The 26,192-nt window shown below is 30.5% G+C and carries 26 protein-coding genes; 6 read left to right on the top strand and 20 right to left on the bottom strand.

Annotation, left to right across the window (positions count from 1 at the left end; all coding sequences use genetic code 11):
- Positions 1–909, top strand: a 909-nt coding sequence (locus AJ887_RS04720) for a methyl-accepting chemotaxis protein (RefSeq protein WP_250537851.1), incomplete at its 5' end; no start/stop codon positions are given.
- A 42-nt stretch (positions 910–951) separates the two neighbouring features.
- Here AJ887_RS04720 and AJ887_RS04715 read toward each other — a convergent pair.
- From AJ887_RS04715 to AJ887_RS04620, 20 genes are all read right to left on the bottom strand, one after another.
- Entirely contained in the window at positions 952–3,318 is a 2,367-nt protein-coding gene (locus AJ887_RS04715; RefSeq protein WP_070239804.1) for a flagellar protein, read from the bottom strand.
- Between the two features lie 21 nt (positions 3,319–3,339).
- A complete protein-coding gene (locus AJ887_RS04710) occupies positions 3,340–4,728 on the bottom strand; it encodes an NADH-quinone oxidoreductase subunit N (protein WP_002862209.1) in 1,389 nt (462 codons plus the stop codon).
- Positions 4,718–6,205 carry an NADH-quinone oxidoreductase subunit M gene (locus AJ887_RS04705; RefSeq protein WP_070275248.1) on the bottom strand — a complete coding sequence of 496 codons (1,488 nt, stop codon included), beginning with the start codon at positions 6,203–6,205 and terminating at the stop codon, positions 4,718–4,720. The genes AJ887_RS04710 and AJ887_RS04705 overlap by 11 nt, the downstream gene beginning before the upstream one ends.
- A 1-nt stretch (position 6,206) precedes the next feature.
- Positions 6,207–7,997 (bottom strand): NADH-quinone oxidoreductase subunit L, encoded by a 1,791-nt coding sequence (gene nuoL, locus AJ887_RS04700; RefSeq protein WP_070239808.1) that lies wholly within the window; start codon positions 7,995–7,997, stop codon positions 6,207–6,209.
- A gap of 1 nt (position 7,998) precedes the next feature.
- Complete coding sequence (gene nuoK, locus AJ887_RS04695; RefSeq protein WP_002851490.1) at positions 7,999–8,295, bottom strand: NADH-quinone oxidoreductase subunit NuoK; 297 nt, start codon at positions 8,293–8,295, stop codon at positions 7,999–8,001.
- Positions 8,292–8,810 (bottom strand): NADH-quinone oxidoreductase subunit J, encoded by a 519-nt coding sequence (locus AJ887_RS04690; RefSeq protein WP_002856161.1) that lies wholly within the window; start codon positions 8,808–8,810, stop codon positions 8,292–8,294. Before AJ887_RS04690 ends, nuoK begins: the two co-directional genes overlap by 4 nt.
- Positions 8,807–9,448: an NADH-quinone oxidoreductase subunit NuoI gene (gene nuoI / locus AJ887_RS04685; protein WP_044778693.1), complete on the bottom strand. Its 642-nt coding sequence runs from the start codon at positions 9,446–9,448 to the stop codon at positions 8,807–8,809. Before nuoI ends, AJ887_RS04690 begins: the two co-directional genes overlap by 4 nt.
- Before the next feature lie 9 nt (positions 9,449–9,457).
- A complete protein-coding gene (nuoH, locus tag AJ887_RS04680) occupies positions 9,458–10,456 on the bottom strand; it encodes an NADH-quinone oxidoreductase subunit NuoH (protein ID WP_044778692.1) in 999 nt (332 codons plus the stop codon).
- The gene (locus AJ887_RS04675; protein ID WP_070233523.1) at positions 10,449–12,911 is read right to left on the bottom strand and encodes an NADH-quinone oxidoreductase subunit G; all 2,463 of its coding nucleotides are present in this window, start codon (positions 12,909–12,911) and stop codon (positions 10,449–10,451) included. The genes nuoH and AJ887_RS04675 overlap by 8 nt, the downstream gene beginning before the upstream one ends.
- Positions 12,908–13,600, bottom strand: a complete 693-nt coding sequence (locus AJ887_RS04670) for a hypothetical protein (RefSeq protein ID WP_002870711.1) — start codon at positions 13,598–13,600, stop codon at positions 12,908–12,910. The genes AJ887_RS04675 and AJ887_RS04670 overlap by 4 nt, the downstream gene beginning before the upstream one ends.
- On the bottom strand, positions 13,597–13,824 hold the full coding sequence (locus tag AJ887_RS04665; RefSeq protein ID WP_052949807.1) for an NADH-ubiquinone oxidoreductase subunit E family protein: 228 nt from the start codon (positions 13,822–13,824) through the stop codon (positions 13,597–13,599). Before AJ887_RS04665 ends, AJ887_RS04670 begins: the two co-directional genes overlap by 4 nt.
- Positions 13,821–15,047, bottom strand: coding sequence for an NADH dehydrogenase (quinone) subunit D (gene nuoD, locus AJ887_RS04660; protein ID WP_002862216.1), 1,227 nt, complete (start codon positions 15,045–15,047; stop codon positions 13,821–13,823). Before nuoD ends, AJ887_RS04665 begins: the two co-directional genes overlap by 4 nt.
- Position 15,048: 1 nt before the next feature.
- Positions 15,049–15,843, bottom strand: a complete 795-nt coding sequence (locus AJ887_RS04655) for an NADH-quinone oxidoreductase subunit C (protein WP_072224085.1) — start codon at positions 15,841–15,843, stop codon at positions 15,049–15,051.
- Complete coding sequence (locus AJ887_RS04650; RefSeq protein ID WP_002851253.1) at positions 15,840–16,343, bottom strand: NuoB/complex I 20 kDa subunit family protein; 504 nt, start codon at positions 16,341–16,343, stop codon at positions 15,840–15,842. The genes AJ887_RS04655 and AJ887_RS04650 overlap by 4 nt, the downstream gene beginning before the upstream one ends.
- On the bottom strand, positions 16,325–16,714 hold the full coding sequence (locus AJ887_RS04645) for an NAD(P)H-quinone oxidoreductase subunit 3 (protein ID WP_002824972.1): 390 nt from the start codon (positions 16,712–16,714) through the stop codon (positions 16,325–16,327). Before AJ887_RS04645 ends, AJ887_RS04650 begins: the two co-directional genes overlap by 19 nt.
- Before the next feature lie 113 nt (positions 16,715–16,827).
- Positions 16,828–17,493 (bottom strand): ATP-binding cassette domain-containing protein, encoded by a 666-nt coding sequence (locus AJ887_RS04640; protein ID WP_032590213.1) that lies wholly within the window; start codon positions 17,491–17,493, stop codon positions 16,828–16,830.
- Positions 17,486–18,196, bottom strand: coding sequence for an ATP-binding cassette domain-containing protein (locus AJ887_RS04635; RefSeq protein WP_044778686.1), 711 nt, complete (start codon positions 18,194–18,196; stop codon positions 17,486–17,488). Before AJ887_RS04635 ends, AJ887_RS04640 begins: the two co-directional genes overlap by 8 nt.
- Positions 18,193–18,987: an ABC transporter permease gene (locus AJ887_RS04630; protein WP_079860873.1), complete on the bottom strand. Its 795-nt coding sequence runs from the start codon at positions 18,985–18,987 to the stop codon at positions 18,193–18,195. The genes AJ887_RS04635 and AJ887_RS04630 overlap by 4 nt, the downstream gene beginning before the upstream one ends.
- Positions 18,974–19,918, bottom strand: a complete 945-nt coding sequence (locus tag AJ887_RS04625) for an ABC transporter permease (RefSeq protein WP_070239814.1) — start codon at positions 19,916–19,918, stop codon at positions 18,974–18,976. The genes AJ887_RS04630 and AJ887_RS04625 overlap by 14 nt, the downstream gene beginning before the upstream one ends.
- Complete coding sequence (locus tag AJ887_RS04620) at positions 19,918–21,453, bottom strand: ABC transporter substrate-binding protein (RefSeq protein WP_070239816.1); 1,536 nt, start codon at positions 21,451–21,453, stop codon at positions 19,918–19,920. The genes AJ887_RS04625 and AJ887_RS04620 overlap by 1 nt, the downstream gene beginning before the upstream one ends.
- A gap of 295 nt (positions 21,454–21,748) precedes the next feature.
- On the opposite strand from AJ887_RS04620, the gene AJ887_RS10395 reads away from it, so the two are divergent.
- The 5 genes from AJ887_RS10395 to AJ887_RS04600 are packed head-to-tail and all read left to right on the top strand — an operon-like array spanning position 21,749 to position 26,128.
- Entirely contained in the window at positions 21,749–23,101 is a 1,353-nt protein-coding gene (locus tag AJ887_RS10395) for a molybdopterin-dependent oxidoreductase (protein WP_261659784.1), read from the top strand.
- A complete protein-coding gene (locus AJ887_RS10390) occupies positions 23,086–24,045 on the top strand; it encodes a molybdopterin dinucleotide binding domain-containing protein (protein WP_251988529.1) in 960 nt (319 codons plus the stop codon). The genes AJ887_RS10395 and AJ887_RS10390 overlap by 16 nt, the downstream gene beginning before the upstream one ends.
- A gap of 10 nt (positions 24,046–24,055) precedes the next feature.
- Entirely contained in the window at positions 24,056–24,712 is a 657-nt protein-coding gene (locus tag AJ887_RS04610; protein ID WP_044257682.1) for a DMSO/selenate family reductase complex B subunit, read from the top strand.
- Entirely contained in the window at positions 24,699–25,565 is an 867-nt protein-coding gene (locus tag AJ887_RS04605; RefSeq protein ID WP_070239818.1) for a dimethyl sulfoxide reductase anchor subunit family protein, read from the top strand. The genes AJ887_RS04610 and AJ887_RS04605 overlap by 14 nt, the downstream gene beginning before the upstream one ends.
- On the top strand, positions 25,565–26,128 hold the full coding sequence (locus AJ887_RS04600; protein ID WP_070239820.1) for a molecular chaperone: 564 nt from the start codon (positions 25,565–25,567) through the stop codon (positions 26,126–26,128). The genes AJ887_RS04605 and AJ887_RS04600 overlap by 1 nt, the downstream gene beginning before the upstream one ends.
- The last annotated feature ends 64 nt before the right edge of the window (positions 26,129–26,192 follow it).

The raw sequence follows: 26,192 nt of genomic DNA, 5'->3' as shown, positions 1-26,192 counted from the left end.
GAAAACATCCTTGCTACTAAAAAAGGTTTAGAACAAGACAATCAAGCTGTTAAAGAATCAGTTCAAACCGTATCAGTTGTAGAAGGTGGTAATCTAACAGCAAGAATTACTGCTAATCCAAGAAACCCACAACTTATTGAACTTAAAAATGTTCTAAATAAACTTCTTGATGTTTTACAAGCTAGAGTAGGTTCTGATATGAATGTTATTCATAAAATATTTGAAGAATACAAAAGCTTAGATTTTAGAAATAAAATCTCTAATGCTTCAGGAAGTGTTGAATTAACTACTAATGCTTTAGGCGATGAAATAGTTAAAATGCTAAAACAAAGTTCAGACTTTGCTAATGCTTTAGCTAATGAAAGTGGAAAATTACAAACTGCTGTTCAAAGCTTAACCACTTCTTCAAATTCTCAAGCTCAATCTTTAGAAGAAACTGCAGCAGCTTTAGAAGAGATCACTTCTTCTATGCAAAATGTTTCAGTTAAAACTAGTGATGTTATCACTCAATCTGAAGAGATTAAAAATGTTACAGGTATTATAGGAGATATTGCAGATCAAATTAATCTTCTAGCTTTAAATGCAGCTATTGAAGCAGCTCGTGCTGGAGAACATGGTAGAGGCTTTGCTGTTGTGGCTGATGAAGTTAGAAAACTAGCTGAGAGAACTCAAAAGTCTTTATCTGAAATAGAAGCTAATACTAATTTACTTGTTCAATCTATCAATGATATGGCAGAAAGTATTAAAGAACAAACTGCAGGTATTACTCAAATCAATGATAGCGTAGCACAAATTGATCAAACTACTAAAGATAATGTTGAAATTGCTAATGAATCAGCTATTATTTCTAGTACAGTAAGTGATATAGCTAATAATATCTTAGAAGATGTTAAGAAGAAGAGGTTTTAACCTTAGATAACTAGCCAAAAAGCTAGTTATCTCTAAATTTACTTATTGATTTAAAATTTGATTTTTACTCTTACATAAATTCTGCCAATTTGAAGCACTTTTGATTTCAAGACATTGTTTTAAACTTTCTTTTTCAGCTTGTATATTTTGCATTCTTTCATAAGTTAAGGCTTGGATATATAAAGCTCTTGCTCTATCTTCATCTGAAAGTTTTAATTTAAGTAAATCTGTTAAAACAGCTAAACTTTCTTCATTTTTATTGATTTTAGTCAAAGCATCAAGATATATAAATTCTAAATTAGGACTAAAAAGATTTATACCTTTAAAATTTTGATAGTCAATGGCCTTAGGTGCGTAAGTTAAAATAGTTGTTTGCATATTATGATCATTAGCGTAAGAAAGTAAAGCATCATAAGCTTCCACCATACTAAAATTCATTGGAAAACTTTCTAAAATTTGCAAAATTTTAATGGCTTGATTATAGTCATTTAAACGCAATAAAGATAAAAATTGCAAATAATAAGCCTTAAAATTCTCATCATCACTTTTTAAAATTCTAGAATTAGCTATGTCTTTAGAAATTTTAATCACCTGAGGATATTGTTTATTGTCAAAAAGAATAGATGCTTTTTGAAGACCATAAAATATAGAATCTTCATTATAATTTTTATCTATATAATCAAGTGCTTGTTCAACATTAGAAGTTCTGATAAGACAAGCTAACATTTGTTTTTTATTCTCAATTTTCTGACCTATATCATAAGCACTAAAACGCATAAAAATATTTGCAGCATTGATACAATTATCAGCTTTTATGGCATTTTTTAAATCATTAATGGCTGCTTTCTCTAAAAATTGAGTAGCATTTGGAATTTTTTTACTTTCTATAAGATCTTTATAAGCTAAAATGGCACTAAAATTTCCCTCTTTATAATAAAGTGCAACATCTTCATCTAAAGCTTTATTTGCAATATTCTCATCTTTATTTGCATATTGCTTCATTAAATCTGTATAACGCTGATGCAAAAAGCTTGCATTATTATCACCTAAAGCAAAGAATACCTCATCACTTGCTTTTTTGATTTCATCTAAATACCTACCATCTAAATAATCATCCATATACAAATCAAGGTATTTTTTAGCATCACTAGATCTGTTAGTATGTGATAAAACTAAGGCTAAATCTTTTAAAGTTTCTTCATAACTTGGATCAAGTTTGGACATTTTAGCAAAGGCGTCTTCATAAATACTTGCACTTATATCAAATTGTCCTTTTTGATTAAATAATTTAGCAAGTTCTAAAGATCTTGGAATATCTTTTCCAAAATATTCAGGATTGGCTTTTAAAATAGTGTTAATATACTCTATAGCTTTATTTACTTGCCCATTTGAAAGCAAATTCTTTGCCAAACTCATAGCTGCTCTTGCAGCTAAATCTAAATTTTTTGTATTAAAATAAGTATTTTCATAAATATTTACAGCTTTTTCTTTTTCATTTAAATTATAAATATAGTCTGCATAATCAAGTTTTGATAACTGAGTAAAATAATTATTAGGTTGTTCATTATCCAAAATCGACATTGTATATTCTACATCAGCACGCTGAGCTAAAGCGATATAAGTTCTTAACATTATATGTAAAACTTCTGAAAAATTTTTATCACTTGTAAAAGTACGCGTCCAATTTTTAGCATCATCAATCATCTTTTCTAAAATTTGTTGATCACGCATGCTCGGATCTTGGGTATAAAGTTTATTTTGAGCTCTTAATTTATATAGTATAAATTCACTAGTAAAAATACTGCCACGATATCTATTGATAGCATTTTGAGCATCAATAGCAACCTGACTATAATTAGCCTTATCGTATTCTTTTTTGATGCGCAAATAAGTATTAATATCTGCACTTTGAGGGATGACAACAGGATCAGAATTTAAATCCAAAGCTCCAACATAAGGCAAGCTCTCGTGTGGAAAATTGATATTAAAATCAAGTCCATCATAGTCTTTAATAGGTGCTAGCTCTGGTGCAAAAATAAAAGTAAAAGCCTTACTTTTATGCGAACTTGATGAACTAAGTTCTTTATCTATATAAATATTTTGAGAAGTGTCAAACATTTTTGCTTGTATTTTTGGCAAAATGATCATTTTAATTTTTTGAGCTTCTTGTATAAATTTTAAATCAAAAGCAGAAAAACTCTGATCTTTTAATTTATTATCAACCATACCTGCAATATCACATTCAAAATGAACTTTTGATTCGGTAATAAATTTTTGACATGTAAATTCTAAATCATTACTCGCATGTAAAACTGCAAAAGCTTGATTATTTTCGCGACCCGTGTTTAAAACAAGCTCAAAAGCAAAAGCATTTAAAAAACTTAATAAAATTAAAAATAATATTCTCATAAAATAATTATAGCAAAACTCTTATAACATTAACAATATAGCAAAAGTGCTTATACAAACACAAAAAGCTAAAATAAAATTTTGTATAAAACTAAACTTAATATTATGAACCCTATCATTTTTCATAAATAAAGCATGAATTAAAATCTTTAAATACGCATAAAGCATAATAACAGAAGATAAAGCCACAAAAAGTGCCAAATACCAATATCCATTTAAAATTGCTGTATTTAAAATCATAAATTTACCCCAAAATACTCCAAAAGGCGGGACACCTGCTAAAGAAAGCACACTAATGCTCAAACAAAAAGCAATTAAAGGTTTTTTAACCAAAAGTCCATTTAAACTCTCATAAGAATTATTCTCATAATTGCTTAAAATCATAAATACAGCATAATTTGCAAAAGCAAATAAAGTCCAATATCCAAAAATAGCAAGCAAAATTCCATCAAAATTTTGTTCTTTTAATAAAGGAATACAAGCCACCAAAACCAAAGAAGAATGCACTACAGAACTATAAGCAAACATTTTTTTGATATTGTTTTGACTTAGAGCCGCAAAAGCACCTATAAGCATAGAAAAAATCGCTAGAACTATTATGATATATTCAAAACCTGTATTATTTAAAAAATCAAACAAACGAATAACCACAACCAACATGGCAACTTTTGGCACAACTGAAATAAAAGCAACCAAATTTGTATGTGCTGCATAATACACGTCTTTAAGCCAAAAATGAAAAGGCGCCAAAGAAAGCTTAATTGCACAAAGAACGAAAATCATCACTCCAGCACCCAAAAGCATGGGATCTTTTTGAAACTCATTTTTTAACGCTAAATTAGCAGATAAATCTAAAGTTCCTGTTTTTAAATAAATAAAAGCTACAGCCATAACAAAAAATCCAGCTCCTACAGCCGCTACACTAAAGTATTTTATTGCACTTGAAATAGCATTATTACTTCCACGCATTGCTATTAAAGTATAAAGTGCTAAAGAAGAACTTTCAAGTCCTATAAAAATAAGTACTAAATTTGAGCTTGAAACCATCAAAAGCAAAGATGCAATCATAAATAAAAATAAAGCATAAAATTCACCTTGATTTTCTTCTTTTTGCATTAAAAGATATAAAAATGAAAAACACAAAATCACCAAAGAAGCATAAAATGAAACAATATCATTATTTAAAGTAGCCAAAAAAGCTTTTGCTTCTAAACCTTGAGCATTTGCATTATTTAAAATCAAAAAAGCACTTACAATTAAAGATAAAGAACTTATGCCAATATAAAACGATCGATGAAATTTCCAAAAACCAGAGCAAAGCAAAAGAACTATTGCGGTTGTAATTAAAAATAAAAATGGATAAGATAAGCTTATATTTAAAAGTTCTAAATTTAAAAAATTATTTAACATTTGCCTCTCCTATTTTAGATAAAAAATCTAAAGTATTTTGCTCCACAGCTCTAATATTCATTGTTTTTATAAGATTATCCACATCTTTTTGTATCGGCTTTAAAAGTATATTTGGCATAAGCCCTAGTCCAAAAATCATTACTACAATACACACAAGCGCTACTATTTCTCTAAAGCGTAAAGAAAAACCCTCTATAAAGCTTTGTTTTTGCATGAAAAATATTTTTCTAAATACTGCGAACATATAAATCGCTCCTAAAATAATCACCAAACCTGCCAACAAAGCGTAAAATAAATTAATCTTTGCTATACCTAAAAGAATTAAAAACTCTCCCACAAAAGAAACAGTTAAAGGCAAAGAAACACTCGCAAGTAAAATTAGCATAAAGAAAATTGAAAATAAAGGTGCTTTTTTGGCCAAAGAATGGTAAAAAGAAATATCATAAGTATGATATCTTTGATATAAAAGTTCAACCATTAAAAATAAAGATCCTGTTACAATACCGTGTGCAAACATATAAAAAACCGCACCACTAATACCTAAAGCATTTAAAGAAAAAATTCCCAAAATCATCACACCAAGATGTGAAATAGAACTATAAGCGATCAATTCTTTAATATTTTCTGCTCTATAAGCAATTAAAGCATTATAAACGATACTCACTATACATAAAGCTACAATTAAAGGCATAAAATACACACTCGCATCTGGAAAAAGTGGTAAACAAAAAAGTAAAAATCCAAAAGGAGCCATTTTAAAAACTACAAGCATTACAGAAACAAGCACAGGCGAATTTGCATAAACCTTAGGTGCCCAAGTATGAAGTGGAAATAAAGGAGCTTTGATAGCAAAAGCGATAAAAAATGCTCCAAAAAGTAAAAGTTGCTCTGTGAAATTTACTGCTGAGGCATTATTTTTCCAAATTTCCAAGTCAAAAGTGAAAATATTTAAAAGTTGATAATTTAAATAAGCTTGATAAATCAATGCTACAAGCATTAAAATTGAACCCGCAAAAGCATAGATAAAAAATTTCACCCCTGCTCTAAAATCTTTACCATAAACTCCCATAATATAAAGCAAAGGCAAAAGAGAAAATTCCCAAAAAACATAAAATAACAAACCATCTTTTGCGCTAAAAAGTCCCATAATGGCAAATTCTAAAAAGAATATACAAGATACAAGTGCTTTTTGTTCCAGCTTTAAAAATAAAAAGCTTAAAAATATCATCAAAGAACTTAAAAGCATCAACACAAGTGCAATACTGTCTACTCCTACATGAAAGCTAAAAAATTTCAAAATTTTAAAAGAGAGATTATAATCAAAGCTTGCCCCTTGTAAAAAATCCGCAAAAATATCCAAATTTAAAGCCAAAATTATAAAACTTACAACAACGCTAAAAACCTTAACGCCTCCGCGATTTAAAAGCAAAACTACAAAAGCAGAAATTAAAGGAAAAAATATCAAATAATTTAGCATTTTACACCATCCATACCAAAATCAACAAAATCACAAAAGCTGCCACCAAAAATCTAAGCATTAAGTTTAAGCTGTTTGGCATAATCATTTTTTGTGAAATAATTTGAGAATACAAAGCAATTTTTTCAACTATTCTATCAAAAATATAAAGATCACAATGCTTTAAAATCGCACATAAACTTTCATATTTTGAAACAATAAATTGATGATAGAATTTAGGAATAAAATAATCATTACTTAAAAGTTTGTGAATTTTATTTTCTTCAATACTTTCTTTAAACCAAGAATTTTTATAAGCAAAAATAGCCAAAATTACACCCAAAATAGCTACTACACTCGCACTAATCATTACAATTTGATTTTGCGCATCGATAAAAACTAATTTTGTGCTTAAATATTCAAAAAAACTATGTTCAAAAAATCCTGCAATAATAGCTAAAACCATCAAAGGACTCATAGCTAAAAGTGCGATTTTACTTGCTTCATGTGGATGTTCATCATGTCTTGCAGGGGTAAAAAATACCAACATTAAAAGTCTAAAGCTATAAAATGCTGTTAAAAAAGCTGCGATTAAAAGCACCAAAAAAATACCATGGTGAAAAGAAATGAAAGAATATCCTAAAATCAAATCTTTAGAGAAAAATCCTGCAAAAGGATAAATTCCTGCTAAAGCTAAAGATCCTATACACATCAAAATAGCTGTAAATTTTAAAGGTTTAAAAAGTCCACCCATTTTTTTAATGTCTAATTTATCATTCATAGCATGCATTACATTTCCAGCACCTAAAAAAAGTAAAGATTTAAAAAAAGCATGTGTAGCTAAGTGAAATAAAGCTATACCATAAGCCCCAAGTCCTGCAGCTACAAACATATATCCAAGTTGCGATAAGGTAGAATAAGCAATAATGCGTTTTAAATCCCTAGCCACCAAAGCCATAGAAGCTGCAAAAATCGCTACAAAAGCTCCAAGTAAGGCAATAATATAAGAAACCTCAGGAACTAAATCATAAAGCGTGCTCGCACGAATTACCAAATAAACCCCCGCTGTTACCATGGTTGCTGCATGGATTAATGCAGAAACAGGAGTTGGCCCTGCCATAGCATCAGCAAGCCAAGTGTGAAAAGGAAATTGTGCAGATTTTCCCATAGCCCCTATAAATAAACAAGTTGCGATTAAGATCAAAGCGTTGCGATCTAGGCTTTGTGCCATGGAAAAAACTTCATCATATTTTAAAGTTCCTGCTTGTAAATAAAGCCAAAAAATTCCTAAAAGCATACCCAAATCCGCAATACGATTCATAATAAAGGCTTCATTAGCCGCAAAAGAATAAGTATCATTTTTATACCAAAAACCTATAAGCAACCAAGAGCAAAGCCCAACGCCTTCCCAACCTACAAAAAGTCCTAAGAAATTATCACTCATAACTAAAAAAAGCATAGAAAAGACAAAAAGTCCTAAATAAGCAAAAAATTTATTAAAACCTTCATCATGAGCCATATAAAAAATACTATAAAAATGCACACAAGTAGCTACAATACCTACAACACTCATCATAGTAAGCGAAATGGCATCTATATCAAATCCAAAATTTACTCCAGCAAACCATTCAAACAAACTCACATTAAAAGCTTCATTGCAAAAAAGCAAATACAAAGAACAAAAAGCACTCAAAGCTACTAAAAGTGAACAAATTATCCCTACAAATTGTTTTTTCTCACTCAAAGCAAAACAACTTGCAAACAAAAAAGCTATAAAAGGACTAAAAAGAGAAATCAAAGCCAAATTTTGCATACTAAGCCTCCACTTCTTTTAAACTTTTTAACTCTAAAGTGCCTTTTCTTCTATACCAAAGCACACACAAAGCTACACCAACAGCTACTTCACAAGCCGCTACACCCATGATAAAAAGTGCAAAAACCTGTCCATTTAAATCATTGTGCATTTTAGAAGCTGCTACCAAGGCTAAATTAGCACTATTTAATAAAATTTCACTCGAAATAAAAAGCATAATGAGATTTTGTCTTTTTAAAATCCCTACAAGCCCTATAACAAACATTAAAATAGCGACAAAAAAATACTTTTCTATCATTGTTTTTCCTTTGTAAGCTCTTTATGAGTAAGAGTGATAGCACAAACTAAAGCAATCAAAAGCAAAATAGCTATAAATTCAAAAGCTAAAAGATATTTTGAAAAAATCGCTAAAGCCAGTTGTTTATTAAAATCAAACAAAGCAGGATCATTTAAAGGCAAATCCGTGCTGATATTTTGGTATTTAAAACCTATAAGCATGGCCAAAAGTAAAATTGCACTTAAAACTACCAAAGTAAAAAAACTTTTTTTAGCTTTAAGTTGTTCTTTAAATTCTTTAGAAGCATCAAAAAACATCATCGCGAAACTATAAAGTCCAAGCACAGCTCCACTATAAACAATAATTTGTATCACGCCTAAAAACTCTGCATCAAGTAAAAAATAAAATCCCGATAAAAACACCATTCCACCCGCTAAAGCCGAAAGAGAATAAAGCATATTTTTACTTAAAACCGCAATGCCAAAAAAGCCTAAAACCACTACACTAAAAAATACAAAAGCCAAATTTTCTATCATTTATTTTCTCCTTGCTCTTGTGTATTTTGATTTTCTAAGGCTCTTTCTTGCATCACATCGTAATAATTTGGTGTTTTTACCACCAATAAATCAGCATCTTTTCTAAGGCTTCCCGCTCCTTCAAATTCAACTTGATTTTTAAGCTTATCAATAGGAGTTAAAAAATCTTGCTTATAGCCAAAATAAGACCTTTGCTCAGCTGCATTTTCATACTCTGTTCCATGCACTATAGCAAGTTCAGGGCAAACCTCAGCACAAAAACCACAATAAATGCAACGCCCTAAATTAATACTATAATTTCCTACTTTTTTACGCCCATTTTCATCTAAAGAAGTTTCCATTCTAATACAATTGCTAATGCAAATTTTTTCGCAAAGCCCACAACCTATACATCTTTCGTTTTCGCTTTCTATAAAACGCATCAAACGATGAACAGCACGGTAACGATTGTCAAGTTTTACCTTTTCAAAAGGATATTTAATCGTAGCGCTATTATTTCTCTTAAGCAATTCTCTCATCATCACAAAAAGCCCTATAAAAAGCTCTAGTTTAACGCTTCTACGCAAAGCTTGTGAAATTTTCTCCCAAGCGCTAACAGGAGTTTTTCTTTTCTCATCCACTAAATAATAATTTTTCATATTAAACTCCTATAAAAGAACTGCCAAAGCAGTGATTAAAAGGTTTAAAACCGCTAAAGGGATTAAGATCAAATAGCACATTTTCATCACTTGATCTGGACGCAATTGCGGAAAAGCAGCTCTTGCCCAAAAATACCAAAAGAAAATAAAACTTGATTTTACTATCATCATAATCCAACCAGGAATAATCCAAAAGCTATTAAAACCCCCTAAAAACAAAAGAGTTACCAAAATAGCTCCAGCTATCATAGAAGCATATTCACCTATGAAAAACATACCCCATCTTAAACCCGAATACTCCGTTCCATAACCCGCTACAATTTCAGCATCATTTTCCGTCAAACAAAGCGGAGTTCTATTGGTCTCTATAAATAAAGCAATTATAAAAAGCACAAAAGCCAAGGGCTGTTTAAAAATAAGCCAAGAAAAAAATCCATCACTTTGATAATTGTTAATATCCACCAAAGAAAAAGAACCTACAAGCATTACAATAGCAATCAAAGCCAAAACTCCTACGCTTTCATAGGAAATAATCGCTACAAGCCCTCTTGCAGCCCCTAAAATCGACCATTTATTATTACTTGCAAGTCCACCCAAAAACACCGCATAAAAGCAAAGCCCTGAAGTACCGATGACAAAAAGCAAAGCTACATTGATATCTGCCACTATAGGCTGAATCACCCTTCCAAATAAAGTAAATTCAGGTAGCATAGGAATAGCTGCTAAAGAAACAAAAGCACAAATAGCAGAAATCAAAGGTGCTATAGCAAAAATAAATTTTTGCGAATTTGAAGGGATTATATCTTCTTTAGTAAAAAGTTTTATCATATCAGCTACAAGTTGAATAAGCCCAAAAGGCCCTACCATATCAGGCCCTATGCGTCTTTGAAAATAAGCTAAAACCTTTCTTTCAGCATAAGTTGCAAGACCTGCTAAACTCGCAAATATTGCAATGATAATAATACATTTAATCAAAGTCTCTAAAGCAAAAAAAGCAAAATCACTCATGGTTTGCTCCTAATTTTTCTAAATTCGCCACAACAAATCTTTCATCAAAAAAGCTTAGCGTGTCAAGTTTTTCATCAAAATACGGCAAGAAAGCTCCATTTTTTATATCCTTATCCACACGCACACTAAGGCTTAATTCTTTATCTTTTATTTTAAGTTTTACAAGATCTTTATCTTTTAAATTTTTCTCTTTAGCTAAATTTTCACTTACGCCTAAAAAAATCACCTCATTAATCGCACTAGCACGATTTGAAAATCTACCAAATTGATAGCTAGGATTAGCGCTATAAAGCAAAATTTCATCTTCTTTTAGGTTTAAATTTTCAAAATTTGGAGAGACGAATTCTTTTTTAGCAACTTGTTTAAAACATTCTAAATTAAGCTCATATCCCCTTTTACAATCGCCTGCATTGGTATAAAAATTGTCTAAATGATCAAAATCAATCGGAGAAAAACCTTTATTTATAGGGAGTCTCTTAGTATAATTTATAGTATATTCCTCATCAAAACCTAAAGCATTAGCTAAATCATTTAAAAAATATCCCTTAAATTCTAAAGCAGCGTTAGTTGGCACCACTCTTTTATCATAATTTAAAAAAGTTCCTTCTTGCTGATTTAAACTCGCACTAGCTAAATTTGCATGCTCTTCATAAGAAAAACTAAAATCACCTTTTTCATTGTAGCCTAAAGTCTTGCCTTCTTGTGTGTTTTTATCCAAATCACAAATCATAGCCACACCTAAGGTATTAGTATGCGTAGGATTTAAAAAGACTTTAAAAGGAGTGGTATTTTGGATCAAAGCAAGTAATTTAGCAAGTTTTTTGGCATTTTTATGAAAATAAAAATCACTCCCTATAACAAGAGTAAAATTTACTTTTTTGAGCAATAAATCTTCTAATTTATCTTCATCTATGCCTAAATTTTTAGCAAAAACAGAGCGTTGTACTTCTATGATTTTTTTTACTTTTTTAGGTACGACTTTTTTTACTTCTTTTTGGATTTCATTACCTTCTTCATCTTTTTCTATGACTTGTTCTACAACTTCTTCGTTGATACTTTCTTCTATTTCTTTATTTTCGCTAACAAAAAACTCTGCTAAATGAGTTTTAATACCTTCATCTTGGCTAAATTTTTGAAGTAAAAAATATAAAATTTGCTCTTCATCGCCACTTTTATGAATGTGCGGGATAAAATTTTTAGAATATTTTGCTATACCCATATCTTCCATAGGATGAAAATAAAGCCCTGAGCCTTTATTCATCACTAAAGCATTGTTGATTTTATAGCTAAGTGTTGGAGCATCATATCTTAAAAGCATTCCAGCTACAACCAAAAAATCACTTTTTGTTATATCTTGAGTATTAGCACTATAAAACTCGCCAGAATTAGCGATAAATTCTTGTAAAAATTCTTTAAATTTCAAAGCTTCTTCATTGATCAAAGAAAGATTAAATTTCTTTTTTAAATTTTGTAAAATCAAAGCTTCTTCATTGGTAATAAAACTATTAAATTTAATGTTTTTAATTTCATTTTTCTCAAAAAGCTCCACAAGTTCTTTAAAGGCTTTTTCATCTTTATCCGCCTCATTTTGCGTATCAAAAGCAAATCTTGCAGCCTTATTTAAACTCGCAAAGGCAAAATCATTACTCACACGATAAATTTTTTCTTTTTGATTGCTAATACCACTTTGCTTAATATCATAATACATCAACTCACAATCGCTTGAATGCGGATTTGAAGCAGGAATTCTCTTAAGTTCCCAAATATTTGAAGTATATTGAAATTTCGAACCTATCAAAGCTCCTGTTGGACACACGCTTGTACATTCTCCACAAAATGAACAATCAAGCGTATCGCCATTTGCAGGGCCTATCAAACTTTTTTGAAATTTAGTCCAAATCGCATAAGCATCTTTTCCCATGCTCTCTTTAAAGCTATTATCCACACTATCTCCGCCACGAGGAACAGTCTTTAAAGCACTTTCGCCGATTTTATCCTTACAAACTGTAATACAACGCTCACACACTATGCAAAGTGCGGGATCGTAATTAATCATTCCCCAATGTTTATGTGGTTTATGCGTGTCTTTAATCCAATGTTTTTGAACATTTACACGACTTTTATGAGTGAAATTTTGCAATTCACACTCGCCTGATTTATCGCAAACCCCACATTCTAAAGGATGATTAATACAATAAGCTTGCATGATCTCATTTCTTTCATCCCAAAGATTTTGCAAATCACTTTCTACAACCATACCCTCTTTTGCTTTAGTATTGCAAGAATATACCTTTTTACCATCAGCTTCAACCATACACATACGACAAGCCAAAGTAGGACTACAGCCCGAAAGATAGCAAATCGCTGGGATAAAAATATCATTTCTTCTTGCTATATTTAAAATATATTCGCCTTCTTCAAAGGCGCAATCGATACCATTAATCTTAACTGTCATTTTGCTTCCTTTATGCGAATTGGAGTAAAATCAAAACCATTGTTTTCATAATTTAAAAAAGCTATGGTGCCTTGTAAATTTTCATCTAAACAAAGCTTGGCTTTAAGACTAAAATCTTTAGCCAAAATTTCAACTTCACTTTGATCTTTACATTTTGCAATTTGTAAAAATTGCCTTGAACAATGTAAATTTTTATCTTGCAAATTTGCTCTAAAAAGCACTAAACCATCATAATTATCTAGTTCTTTTAAGGTGTTTAATTTTGCCTTTTTAAAATCGCATTCTTCTTCATCGCTATCTAAAATCTTTAATTCATATTTTACGCTTAAGAAATTCAAAAAATATTTGATATTTTCGCTATCTTTATAAAAATGGATATTTTTATCTATAATTAAATACTTAGCCTCTTTTAAAAAAGCAAGCACTTCACCTGCTTCTTCCTCTCCAAAACAAGATTCAGCACTTAAATATCCCTCATCTAAATCGCAAAAATGCCCTTCATCGCTTAATTTACAAAGCAAGGCCAAAACAAAACTCAAACTTGCAATTTCGCATTTGTAAAATTTAGCTTTTAAATTTTTATCTTCCAAACAAGAAATATTAATGCTATTTATGCCTATTTTTTCACATAAATTTTTGTTTTTAAGGCTTGGCATATCTAAAAAACAAAGAGCATTATCATAAATCATACCCTCTCCTTTTTTATAACAATAGTCCAATCCACTTGATTAAATTTCAAAGAATTTAAAAGCTCACAGCCTTGTTCTTTTACAAAAGAAAAACTTTTTTCAACAGGAGAAAAATCGCCGATTTCAAAAAGCACCACTAAAACCTCACCTTGTTTTGCTTCTTTTATGATTTGTGCTAAATCTTCAAAAAGCTCTTTGCTTTTTCTTAAATCTACTCTTTTCATCGATCTATCTCACCTAAAACTATATTTACATTACCCATAATGGCTACAACATCAGCCAAATAAGTACCTACAAGCATTTCTTCAAAAAACGCACAATGCCAATAACTAGGCGTTCTAGCCTTTAAACGATAAGGTCTTCCTGTACCATCACTATGGATAAAAAAGCCAAGCTCACCTTTTGGACTTTCAGTAGGCACATAAACTTCGCCTTTAGGAGGTTTTAAACCTTGAGTAATTAAAACAAAATGCTGCATTAAGGAATAATTCTGCGTTAAAATTTGCTCCTTTGAAGCACTTACATACTCAGGATGCGTAGCTAAAATTTCAGGCGGAGTATCTTTATAAAGCGTGGCACATTGTCTAAGGATTTTCAAACTTTCACGAAATTCTTGCATATAAACTTTATATCTTGCATAAGAATCCCCTTGCGTAGCATAAGGCACACCAAATTCAACTTCATTATAAAGCAAATAAGGCTCTTCTTTGCGTATATCGTATTTTATACCGCTTCCTCTTAACATCACACCTGTACAACCCCAATTTAAGGCTTGTTCTTTGGTAACCACACCTACATTTTCAGTTCTTAAACGCCAAATTCTATTATCATCTAAAAGATCTTCATAATCTTTTAAATCATTTGGAAATTTATCGCAAAATGCAAGCATTTCTTCTAAATAATTCTCAGGTAAATCAAGCATAACCCCACCTATTCTCATAGAAGAATGCGTAAGCCTTGCGCCACAATACTTTTCTATCAAATCCAAAACATATTCACGTTCTCTAAAGCAGTATAAAAACACACTCATCGCACCAATATCAAGCGCATGAGTGGCAAGCCAAAGTAAATGCGATGCGATACGGTTTAATTCTAAAAGTATCATGCGTATGACTGCTGCACGGCGTGGAATCTCTAAACCACAAAGCTTTTCAACCGCTGCACAATAAGCATAATTATTCGCTGAAGCGGCGATATAATCCATTCTATCAGTAGTAGGAATAAATTCTTGATAAATCATATTTTCAGCCATTTTTTCCATACCACGATGCATATAACCTATACAAGGACGTGCTTTTACAACTTGCTCTCCATCAAGTTCTAAAATAAGACGTAAATTTCCATGTGCTGAAGGGTGTTGAGGGCCTAAATTGATAATCATTTTTGAGTCTTCTTGCTCAAAAGCTATATTTTCATAATAAGGTTTTAACTTGCTAGGAATTTGCATTTTAACGCCTTTTCTCTAAAATTTTTGCTTCATCACGTTTTACTTTTTTTACAAAAGCTACGCCTTCATCTTCTTGATATTCTTGTTTAAAGGAAATTTCCTTCTTTTGACCACCTTTTGGCACTTCATGATAAAGTCTTGCAAAATTTAGTGTATCTTTATCATCAACAAAACCAGAATCTCTTTGTTCTTCACCCACTACTTCACGATATTCTTTACCAAAAATTTTATCAATCTCATACCATCTTGCAAACTCATCACCCTTTAAAGGATAAGTTTTTAAAAGCGGATGTCCAAACCAATCATCGGGCATTAAAATGCGTTTTAAATTGGGATGATTTATGATGAAAATTCCAAACATATCATAAATTTCTCTCTCACTCCAATTTGCCCCTTTAAAAACATGAGCCACGCTTTGCAAACGCTCTTTTACGCCTACAAAAGTTTTTATTCTCACTCTTAATTTTTTTTCTAAATTTAAAAGCTGATAAAACACTTCAAAACCATTTTTATCTGCTACAAAATCAATAGCACTTGCCTCTGTAAAACTTAAATACCCTAAAGTTTTAAGCATTTGCAAAGTTTTAACATTGTCTTCTTTTTTAATTTCTATTACCCAAAAATCAAGCTCTACAAAGGAATTTAAAATTTCTACTTGAGTTTTTAAAACTTCAAAATCATCTTTAAAAACACTTTCATTAACATCAGATTTTACAGTGTGTGGCGCGTGATAAAATCTATCTTTGTAATAATTTTGAGTTTGAGCATTTTTTTTATCGCTATACTTTCTCATCATATCAACCTTTTAGGTGCGATTTTACGACTTGCTTTTTCTTTGCGGATCTTTTTTTGCAAAATCATCAAAGCAAACTGAAAACTTTCTGGGCGTGGAGCACAGCCTGGTACATAAATATCTACAGGTATAATTCTATCCACTCCTTGAACAGTAGAATAAGTATTAAACATACCACCTGTATTGGCACAACTTCCCATAGAAATCACCCATTTAGGATCAGGCATTTGATCATAAAGTCTTCTTGTAAATTCAGCGTGTTTTTTACATAAAGTTCCTGCGATAATCATCACCTCACTATGACGTGGCGAAGCTCTAAAAATCGTTCCAAATCTATCAAAATCATATCTTGAACCCCCAGCCGCCATCATCTCAATCGCACAACAGGCAAGTCCATAAGATAAAGCCCATAAAGAATTACTCCTACCCCATTGAACTAGTTTATCAACGCTAGTTAAAACGACGGGCAAACCACTTGCATAATTTACTTGATGCTCTGCCATGCAAACGCTCCTTTTTTATAAGCATATAAAAATCCAACTCCTAAAAGTACGATAAAAACAAAAACTTCTAAAAGCCCAAACCAACCTAAATCTTTAAAAATCAAAGCCCAAGGAAATAAAAACACAACTTCTATATCCAAAAGTATGAAGATTAAGGCGATGATGAAAAATTGAGAGTTAATCTTGTTAGCTTGTTTAACAGGAATAGGACCACATTCATAAATTCCAAGTCCTAATTTTTTGCGATTTTTTGCGGCAAAATTATTACCAATTTTTGAAGCTAAAAAAACCAGTCCAAAAAAAATAACACTAGCAAGTACTAGCATTAAAAAAATACCAAAATAAGGATGCGAAGCATCTATATGAGACATTTATTCTCCTTTTTTAAAGCACTTTAATCACTCCACAACAAAAATTAAATTTACACTTTTCTTTATTTTACTCTAAACTTTCTATATTGAAACTTATATTAAAAAATATTTTTTTAAAGTTTTAATTTTTTATGATTAAATTTATAAAAAAGATCACTTTGATGGGTTATAAATATATAAGAAATATTATTTTTTTGCTGATAGTCATATAAAAAAGTTAAAATTTCTTTAGAAGTTTTAATATCAAGCGCTGAAGTAATTTCATCTAAAATCAACAATTTAGGATTTAAAACCAAAGCACGGATAAGACCTACGCGTGTGGCTTCTCCTCCGCTTAACTCATAGGGTTTTTGTTCTAAAATTTGTTTTTTTAGACTAAAAAAATCAAAAAATTCTAAAATCAAATCATCATTCTTTTGTAAATTAAAATTTTCCAAACCATCTTGTATAAGATTTTTGATTTTTTTATAAGGGTTTAAAGCCATTTTTTGATCTTGAAAGCAATACTGAATTTGCTTTCTTAAAAGTCTCTGTTTGTTTTTATCAAGCTTGTGTAAGTTAAGATTTTCATACCATACCTCACCCTCGCTTGGATCTTCTAAAAAACAAAGAATTCTAGCTAATGTACTTTTACCTGCACCACTTTTACCTAAAATTATTAAATTGTCATTTTCATTTAAAGAAAAATTGATATTATCAAAAATAATATGTCTTTCTTTTTTTAAATACCAATGCTTTTTAAGCTCATAAAACTTACTTAAATTACAAACTTTAAGCATTATAATACCTTAAAAACTCATCTAAACTATATAAATTTGAACTATTTTTTTCTAGCATAAGAATTTCATCTGCTAAAGAATTTACCAAATTTAAATCATGAGTGATGCAAACTAAGGCTGTAGTATTTTTTAATTCTTCTAAAATCGATATGATCTTAGAAGCGTTTTCTTTATCCAAAGAAGCTGTGATTTCATCACAAATTAAAATTTGGGGTTGATTTAATAATGCTAAAGCTAGGCTCACCCTTCTTGCCATACCCAAACTTAATTCATTAGCATAAGAATGCCATAAACGATCAAGATTTTCAAATCCTAATTTTTTAAAATAAGAAAAAGCGTAATCTTTTCTTTCTTTTTGTTTTAATTTTGTATGAGTTTTTAAAACAAGATGACATAAATTTCCGATATCCAAATAAGGATAAAGACTAAGCTCTGCATCTTGTAAAACAAGTGCCACCTTAGAACGAAAATCTCTAAGTTCTTCTTTGTTAAAATTAAAAATACAAGAATTATGAAAACTTAATTCATCAAAACTTATTGTGAAGTTAGAATCTAAAAGTCTTACCAAAGCTTTTCCTAACAAGCTTTTACCCACTCCACTTTGTCCTAGTATCATTAAAGTTTTGCCTGTTTTTATATCTAAATTAATATCCTTAAGCAATAAATTATTCTTCAAACTGATATTTAAATTTCTTACCTTCAAGATCTTATACCCCAAATTTTTTGTAAAAAATTACCCAACCATAAAAGAGGTAAAAACAACAAAAGCAAGCTTAAAAGTGGAAAAAGTATCATCCACCAAGCGCCTATAAAAACTGCTTTTGAAGACTCACTCAAAAGAGTACCTAAAGTTGGAATTTCAAATCCTAAACCCAGTCCAAAAAAACTCAAAGTAGCTTCTGTGGCTATAGCATGAACGATATTAAATATAAAAAGTGTAAAAATCAGTGTTTTTAAAGCAGGTATTAAATCTTTAAAAAAAGCTCTAAATTTAGTTCTTCCAAGCGCTATATTTGCTTTGTAAAAATCTAAATTTTCAAGTCTTTTTAATTCACTTTCTATAATTCTTGCTATAAAACACCAATGAATTAAAGCGATTAAAAAAATCATCAAAAACGCATCAGAAGTTATCATACTTTGAAAAAACATCATAAGTAAAAAAGCAGGCAAGGCTAAAAAAAACTCTAAAATACGCATCCAAAAAACATAAAAAAAACATCGCGCTAAAAACAAATAACACAAAGCAAAGATAATAGACAATAAAGATCCACCAACACCTATAATCAAAGAATTTCTCAAAGCAAAAAGCAGACGAGAAAACAAATCTCTGCCTAAAAAATCAGTCCCTAAAATATAAGTAAAATTAGGAGCTTGATGCAAATTTTCTAAATGAGTGTTTAAAATATCAAAAGGAGCCAAAAAAGGTGCGAACAAGGCACATAAAAACAAAAAAATTAAAGGTGCAAGAATGATAAGAAATTTAAACAAAATCAAGCCTTCTTAATCTAGGATTTAAAATCCTAGCTACAATATCACTTAAAAATGTAAAAAATGCTGCAAGCAAAACACTAAAAAATATAAGCGCAAGCACAACAGGATAATCTTTAAAAATAATACTTTTAAAAAGTAAAGACCCAAGCCCCTCGTAAGCAAAGACACTTTCTACCACATAAGTTCCCATCATAAAACTTAAAGCACTTCCCCCAAAATAAGCCACAATAGGACTTAAAGAATATTTCAAAACTAAAAAATAAATATCTTTTTCCCTCAAAGCTCTAGCATATAAATTTTGAATAAAAATTTGAGAAAAACTTTCATTGATAAAATTTTTAGCAATCCTTAAAAATAACGCCAAATGTGATAAAACGAGCACCAAAACAGGTAAAATCAAATGTTCTAAACGATTTAAAAAATCATCTTCAAAGCCTATATCACTACTTCCCATAACAGGCAAAATTTTCCAAAAAATTCCAAAAATTAAAACAAACAATAAAGCTAAAACAAAAGGAGGTAAAGCAAAAAAATTAAAAGCTAAAAAAGTGATGATTTTATCTATAAAACTTTCTTTATAGCAATATCCTAAAAGTGCCAAAAAAACACTGAGTAAAAATAAAAGCATTAAGGCACTAAAACCCAAAATAAAAGTATTAAAAATTCTTTCTTTTATAAGCTTTAAAACACTTTCTCCACTTAAAAAAGAAACCCCTAAATCTCCTTTTAAAGCCTTAAAAAGCCAAATTTTATACTGCTCTAGCAAAGGCTTATCAAGCCCTAAATTTTGTTCTATTCTTTGAACAAATTCTTTACTTTGTGAATTAACTCCATTAACATAAGCTATACTGCCTTTACTAAAATAAAGCAAAACAAAACATAAAAAAGTGCTAAAAAATGCTACGACAAGACTAAAAACTAAGCGTTTTAGCACTATTTACTCCACTCATAAACATTCCAAGTAAAACCCACTCCATGATGACCTAAAGTCCTTGCTTTGATACCTTTTAAATCTTTATTATAAACTAAAGCAAAATCAAGATAGGCTAAAAAGATAAAAGGAGGATTTTCATACAAAGCATCTATAAAATCTTTATAATATTTTTTTCTTTCTTCCAAATTTAAAGTATTTCTTGCTTTTTGCAAGGCTATATCCACTTTTTTATCATGATAATGTCCAAAATTCCAACCCTCATCATTTAAAGCACTATCTTGCGAACTTTCAAATACCCTAAAAGTGTGAAAATCAGGGTCTAAAGGACTTCCCCAGCCTATTAAAAAGCTATCTACTTTAGAATAATCAAAACTTCCAGCAGGTTTAGCCACCACCTTGCTTACAACTCCTATTTTTTTAAATTCGCTTTGCAAAATTCCAGTCAAACTTACCCTTAAAGGATCATTACTCATCGCCCAAATTTCAAATTCTAAAATTTTCCCATCTTTTTCAAAATTTCCATCTTTATTTTTCTTAAAACCTGCACTTACAAGCAAATCCTCGGCTTTTTTAGGATCATATTTATAAATTTTAAAATTCTTAGGATTTGCCCAAGAACGCTCTAAAGGATGATTGGCTACAAAAGCATAATCATGCAAAAGATTTTTTACTATACTTTCTTTATCAACTGCGTAATTTAAAGCTTGTCTTACTTTTAAATCTTTTAAAAATTCATTATCAAAATTAAACATTAAAGCCCTATAATCAGCCGATTTTTCACGTAAAATTCCAAAATTTTCATCATTTTTAAAAAGATTTAGCAAAGAAACATCGATTAAAGCCGCATCTATCTTACCATTTTTAAGCTCAGCACTAGCTATAGAAGGATCAAAAATGTGTTTTATAATAAGTCTTGGAGTTTTTACCTTATCAAGATAAAAATGTTCATTGGCTTTAAATTCAACATATTCACCTTTTTTCCATTTTACAAATTTATAAGGACCTGTGCCTATAGGATTTTGATTAAAAGAGCTTGTGTTTAAATTCTCATTTTCAAGCAAATGTTTAGGAAGCATTCCTATGCTTAAAGCATCTAAAAATGCGGGATAAGGTTTAAAAAGTGTGATTTTTACATGAGAAGGATTTAAAATTTCCACACTTTTAATGTCTTCAAAATTGACATAAACAGAAGAATTGTTTTTAGGATTTTTAAAGGTTTCTATACTAAATTTCACATCATCAGCACTAAATTTGACTCCATCATGCCATAAAACATCGTCTCTTAAAAAAATATCATAAATAAGCCCATCTTTACTAACATCCCAAGACTTAGCCAAATCAGGTTTTAAACTCATATTTTCATCAAAACGCGTAAGCCCTGAAAATACAAGATTAATCACTGCATCATGGTCCTCACTATAAGCAGGATTTATCCTTGTGATTTCATTTTCAACTGCTATAATAAGCATATCTTTTGGAATTTTTGCTTCTAAATTTATAAACAATAACAATACAAAAATTAAAAATCTCAACATAAATAAACCTTTTCATTTAATAATTTGTAAAATTATAAAACAAAAAAACTCAACTCGCAAGCCTATAGGGGGGATAAAGTTATATTTTAGTTATAAATTTATATTTAAATACTATTTTAATAAATTTTTATCATTATATTATTCAAATTTTTATTTTTTGAAGTTAAATTCATAAACGAAAAATCCATTATAAAGCCTATATTTAGGAGTTTTAAAGTCTTAATTTTAATTGAATAAAATTATTATTTGTATTATAATCGCAATTACTTTTGTCACATAAATGTAAGGAGATAACATGGAACAAAATCGTAGAGATTTTTTAAAATGGAGTTCTTTGTTTGGCGGCTTAACCTTAAGTCCTATAAGTCTAAGTGCAAATTTATTAAAAACTCCACCATTGATCAGCAAATGGGCTGGATGTAATGTAAATTGCGGAACAAAATGTCCTGTAAAAGTGCATACTCAAGATGGAATTATTAAATATGTCAGTACTGATAATGAAGGTGATGATAGCTTTGATAATCGTCAAGCAAGAGCCTGTATTAGAGGTAGAAGCTCAAGATATAAAGTTTACAATGCAAATCGCTTAAAAAGACCATTAAAAAGAGTGGGAAAAAGAGGTGAAGGTAAATTTATGCCTATTTCTTGGGAACAAGCTTTTGATGAAATTTCTGTCAAAATGCAAGAAATTAAAGAAAAATACGGCAATGAAGCCTTTTATATAAATTATGCAACAGGAACAACAGGAACAATAATCAATCGCTGTACACAAGGTCCATGGGCTAGACTTTTAAGTCTTTATGGTGGTTATTTAAATTATCATAATTCTTATTCTACGGCTCAAATTTCAAATGCTATGAATTTTTTCTATGGTGGATCTCCTGCTAGCGATATATACACTTTACGCTCTGCAAAATTAGCTATATTTTTTGGAGCAAATCATGTTGAAACTAGAATGGGAGGTGGTGGAGTAGGCTATGCTTATCAAAAAGCCTTAGAAGAAAGTGGATGTAAAATAATTCACATTGACCCAAGATACAATGATTCTATGATAGGGCATTGCGATGAGTGGATACCTATAGCACCAGGAACCGATGCAGCTTTGATTGCTGCACTAACTTATGTGATGATAAAAGAAGATTTACTTGATAGAACTTTTCTTGATAAATACACCATAGGCTTTAGCGAAAATACTCTGCCACAAGATGCAGCCAAAAACTCAAGCTATGAAAGCTATGTTTTAGGACTAAACGATGGAGTAGAAAAAACTCCTGATTGGGCTAGTAAGATTACAAAAATTCCAGCACGCCGCATAGTTCAACTTGCAAGAGAAATTGCCACGATAAAGCCTTGTTTTATAGAACAAGGTTGGGGAGTGCAAAGACATTCAAATGGAGAACAAAATGCAAGGGCGATAGCAACTCTAGCTTGTATTACAGGAAATATTGGCATAGAAGGGACAAATACAGGATTTCGAACAGGGTCAAGTAAAACATATGATATAATGGGTATGCCTTTTAAAAATCCAATAAAAGATTCTATTCCTTGTTTTTTATTTACAGACGCTATTTATCGCGGAAAAGAAATGACAGATATTAGCGATGGGGTGCGTGGCACAGCACAATTAAAGAAGTGCATGATATTTTAAGCGATGAGAATTTGTGTGAGTGTATAGTAGATGTTAATGTAACTAGAACTCCGTCAAATAACTACGCAGATTATATCTTACCTGATGCAACTATGCTGGAGCAAGAAGATTTTATAAGACCTAGCGCAGGATATTATAGCAATAAGCCTTATATTATTTATTGTCAAAAAGCTATCGAGCCAGTTGGCGAAGCAAAACCTATTTATGAAATGTGTCTTGAACTTGCTAAAAGACTTGGCATAGAAAAAGAATTTAGCGAAGGAAGAACACAAAAAGATTGGCTAAAATACCTTTATGAAGAAAGTATGAAAAAAAATCCACTTTTGCCTAGTTTTGAAGAAATGTGCGAAAAAGGACTTGTAAAATTTGAGCCTGTAAAACCTGTAGTGGCATTACAAAGTTTTATAAAAGATCCTATCAATAATCCTTTAAAAACTCCTAGCGGAAAGATAGAAATTTATAGCACAAAACTCGCACAAATGCAAAAAACTTGGAAATTAAAAGAAGGACAACAAATAGTGCCTATTCCTGTTTTTGAAAGCCAAAGAGAAGGGATTTTAGATCCATTAAAACAAAAATATCCTTTGCAATTTTTTGGCTATCACTACAAAGGTAGAACACATTCTAGCTTTTGGGAAATTCCACAAATTAGAGAAGCTAATCCACAAGAAATTTGGATAAATACCATAGATGCAGAGCAAAGAAGTATCAAAACGGGCGATGTGGTGCAAGTAAGAAATGACTTAGGAATCATACAAGGCATAGCAAAAGTTACTCCAAAAATCATACCAGGTTGTGCAGTAACCCCACAAGGTGCATGGGCAAAATATGAAAATGGTATCGATGTGGGAACTTGTGTGAATTCTTTGGCAAGTATAGTACCAACTGCTATTTCTAAAGGAAATGGACAACATTCTATTTTAGTTGAAATTGCAAAAGTTTAAGGAGAAAAAGATGAAATTAGAAGAAAATTCACAATTTGGTTTTATGCTAGATCAAAGCAAATGCGTAGGCTGTAGGACTTGCTCACTTTCTTGCAAGGATTATAAAAACATGCCTGTGGGGGTTAATTTTCGCCGTGTGTTTGAGACTGAAGGGGGGAATTGGACCTGTAAAGAAGATGGAAGTTTTGAGCAAAGTGTTTTTGCTTACTACACTTCTATTTCTTGCAATCATTGTTCTAGTCCATCTTGTCTTAAAGCTTGTCCAACTGGTGCAACAATGAAAATAAAATGGGGAATAGTAGCAATCGATGATAGTATGTGTATAGGCTGCAAAGCTTGTGCTATGGCATGTCCTTATGGCGCACCTCAATTTAACCATGAAAGTGGTCATATGAGCAAATGCGATGGGTGTTATGAGAGATTAAAAGAAGGTAAAAATCCAATTTGCGTGGACTCTTGTCCTTTTAGAGCATTAAAAGCAGGCGATATAACAAAACTGAGAGAAGAACATGGAAATTTAGCCTCTATCACACCTTTACCTGATGCTTCTATCACGCATCCAAATTTATGTATAGTGCCTGAAAAACACAGTTTGCCTTCAGGTAATAAAAGTGCGATTTTTCATCTACCTCAAAACTACCAAGGAGTTAAAAATGACATCATTTAATCACATTTTAAGCGAAATGCCTTTGGTATTATTTACTATTTTAGCACAAGCTGTAATTGGACTTAGTTTGGTTTATGCACCTGCATTTATAAATGGTTACAAAAATTATGCAAATTTAAAGTCTTTTGGATTAGCCTTAGGAATTGCAATGATGGTTGCTTTTATCCCTTCATTTTTTCATTTAAATGATATTACACACATTTTTAATGTATTAAATAGAATGGGTGTTTTTTATGCAAACAATGAGTGGCATATAGGCTGGATGAATAATGAAATTTTATTTGTATCTCTTGTGTGTGCTTTGGGCTTTTTGCTTTATCTAAAAACTTCAAATTGGATGTTTTATCTTACGCTAATATGTGGAATTCTAGGACTTTTCTTTATGAGTGGAGCTTATGGCTCCATGCAAGAAAGTGTACCTACTTGGGATTTTAAGATCACTTTGCTTTATTTTTTTGCTAGTGCTATATTTTTAGGTGCTATTGTTTATTATTGTTTTTTTGAAAATAGCGAACATGAAAGAAAAATGTCATTTTTTACAGGACTTATAGGCATAGGGCTTTTAAGCACTGCTATAGTTTTACAAACCCTACATGTAGGACAAACTTGGATTATGGGGCTTGTAAACCCTTTTGAACTTTTAGGTGGAACCTATGATTGGTTTATATCGCTTTCTTTTGCATTCTTAGGACTTGGGATTGTTACTTGGTATTTGCATAATTATTTACATGAAAAATTTAAAAGTAAATTTTTTGCTTATTTTGCCCTACTTTGTGCATTTTTAGGGGTGTTTACCACTAGAATGCTATTTTATGGACTTATAAGTACTCAAATCATGTTGGGACATTCTTAATGCAAAAATTGGCAATAGATATATTTATCAATTTTTTGCAAAATCCACCTAATCATTTTTTGCTAGAAAAACTTAAAAAAGAAGAATTCTGGCAAAATTGGTTTTTAAAAAATAATAGCAAATTACAATGCACCGCTTTAAAGCTTTTATCATCTTCAAACGAAGATGATAAATTAATAGCAAGTGATTTTACATCTTTGTTTTTAAGCGATGTTGATTATGTAAAAGCACCGCCTTTTGCTTCTTTTTATCTTGATAAAAATAAAGAAATTTATTCAGATAATTCTGATAAAGTTAAGCAAATTTTTGCGCAAAATAACTTTTTTTCTTTTTTTAATGAAGAACCTGCAGATAGCTTGATAAATGAATTATTATTTATTAGTTTTTTAATCAAAAAACAAGATGATATAACTTTGCAAAAATTCTTAAAAGAAGAATTTTTTACTTGGTTTAATATGTGGAGTTTTGATGTTTATAATAAATCAAAATCTGATTTTTACAAAGCTTTGATAATGCTAATGAAAGATTTTTTTAAAAGACTGAATAAACCTTGCTTATTCTAGCAAGGTTTTATATTTTAAGCATTTTCTACAATATCATTTATGATATTTTATAATTTTAAAAAAT

The sequence above is a fragment of the Campylobacter sp. BCW_6466 genome, from assembly GCF_001762835.1.
Classification (GTDB): Bacteria; Campylobacterota; Campylobacteria; order Campylobacterales; family Campylobacteraceae; genus Campylobacter_D; species Campylobacter_D jejuni.
The sequence above is the reverse complement of the archived record's forward strand: the minus strand, read 5'-3'. Positions and strand labels throughout refer to the sequence as shown.

Excerpts from the sequence above, each read along its gene's own strand:
- AJ887_RS04715 (WP_070239804.1), bottom strand. The coding sequence starts at position 3,318 with ATGAGAATATTATTTTTAATTTTATTAAGTTTTTTAAATGCTTTTGCT.
- AJ887_RS04710 (WP_002862209.1), bottom strand. The coding sequence starts at position 4,728 with ATGTTAAATAATTTTTTAAATTTAGAACTTTTAAATATAAGCTTATCT.
- AJ887_RS04705 (WP_070275248.1), bottom strand. The coding sequence starts at position 6,205 with ATGCTAAATTATTTGATATTTTTTCCTTTAATTTCTGCTTTTGTAGTT.
- nuoL (WP_070239808.1), bottom strand. The coding sequence starts at position 7,997 with ATGCAAAATTTGGCTTTGATTTCTCTTTTTAGTCCTTTTATAGCTTTT.
- nuoK (WP_002851490.1), bottom strand. The coding sequence starts at position 8,295 with ATGATAGAAAAGTATTTTTTTGTCGCTATTTTAATGTTTGTTATAGGG.
- AJ887_RS04690 (WP_002856161.1), bottom strand. The coding sequence starts at position 8,810 with ATGATAGAAAATTTGGCTTTTGTATTTTTTAGTGTAGTGGTTTTAGGC.
- nuoI (WP_044778693.1), bottom strand. The coding sequence starts at position 9,448 with ATGAAAAATTATTATTTAGTGGATGAGAAAAGAAAAACTCCTGTTAGC.
- nuoH (WP_044778692.1), bottom strand. The coding sequence starts at position 10,456 with ATGAGTGATTTTGCTTTTTTTGCTTTAGAGACTTTGATTAAATGTATT.
- AJ887_RS04675 (WP_070233523.1), bottom strand. The coding sequence starts at position 12,911 with ATGACAGTTAAGATTAATGGTATCGATTGCGCCTTTGAAGAAGGCGAA.
- AJ887_RS04670 (WP_002870711.1), bottom strand. The coding sequence starts at position 13,600 with ATGATTTATGATAATGCTCTTTGTTTTTTAGATATGCCAAGCCTTAAA.
- AJ887_RS04665 (WP_052949807.1), bottom strand. The coding sequence starts at position 13,824 with ATGAAAAGAGTAGATTTAAGAAAAAGCAAAGAGCTTTTTGAAGATTTA.
- nuoD (WP_002862216.1), bottom strand. The coding sequence starts at position 15,047 with ATGCAAATTCCTAGCAAGTTAAAACCTTATTATGAAAATATAGCTTTT.
- AJ887_RS04655 (WP_072224085.1), bottom strand. The coding sequence starts at position 15,843 with ATGATGAGAAAGTATAGCGATAAAAAAAATGCTCAAACTCAAAATTAT.
- AJ887_RS04650 (WP_002851253.1), bottom strand. The coding sequence starts at position 16,343 with ATGGCAGAGCATCAAGTAAATTATGCAAGTGGTTTGCCCGTCGTTTTA.
- AJ887_RS04645 (WP_002824972.1), bottom strand. The coding sequence starts at position 16,714 with ATGTCTCATATAGATGCTTCGCATCCTTATTTTGGTATTTTTTTAATG.
- AJ887_RS04640 (WP_032590213.1), bottom strand. The coding sequence starts at position 17,493 with ATGCTTAAAGTTTGTAATTTAAGTAAGTTTTATGAGCTTAAAAAGCAT.
- AJ887_RS04620 (WP_070239816.1), bottom strand. The coding sequence starts at position 21,453 with ATGTTGAGATTTTTAATTTTTGTATTGTTATTGTTTATAAATTTAGAA.
- AJ887_RS10395 (WP_261659784.1), top strand. The coding sequence starts at position 21,749 with ATGGAACAAAATCGTAGAGATTTTTTAAAATGGAGTTCTTTGTTTGGC.
- AJ887_RS04610 (WP_044257682.1), top strand. The coding sequence starts at position 24,056 with ATGAAATTAGAAGAAAATTCACAATTTGGTTTTATGCTAGATCAAAGC.
- AJ887_RS04605 (WP_070239818.1), top strand. The coding sequence starts at position 24,699 with ATGACATCATTTAATCACATTTTAAGCGAAATGCCTTTGGTATTATTT.
- AJ887_RS04600 (WP_070239820.1), top strand. The coding sequence starts at position 25,565 with ATGCAAAAATTGGCAATAGATATATTTATCAATTTTTTGCAAAATCCA.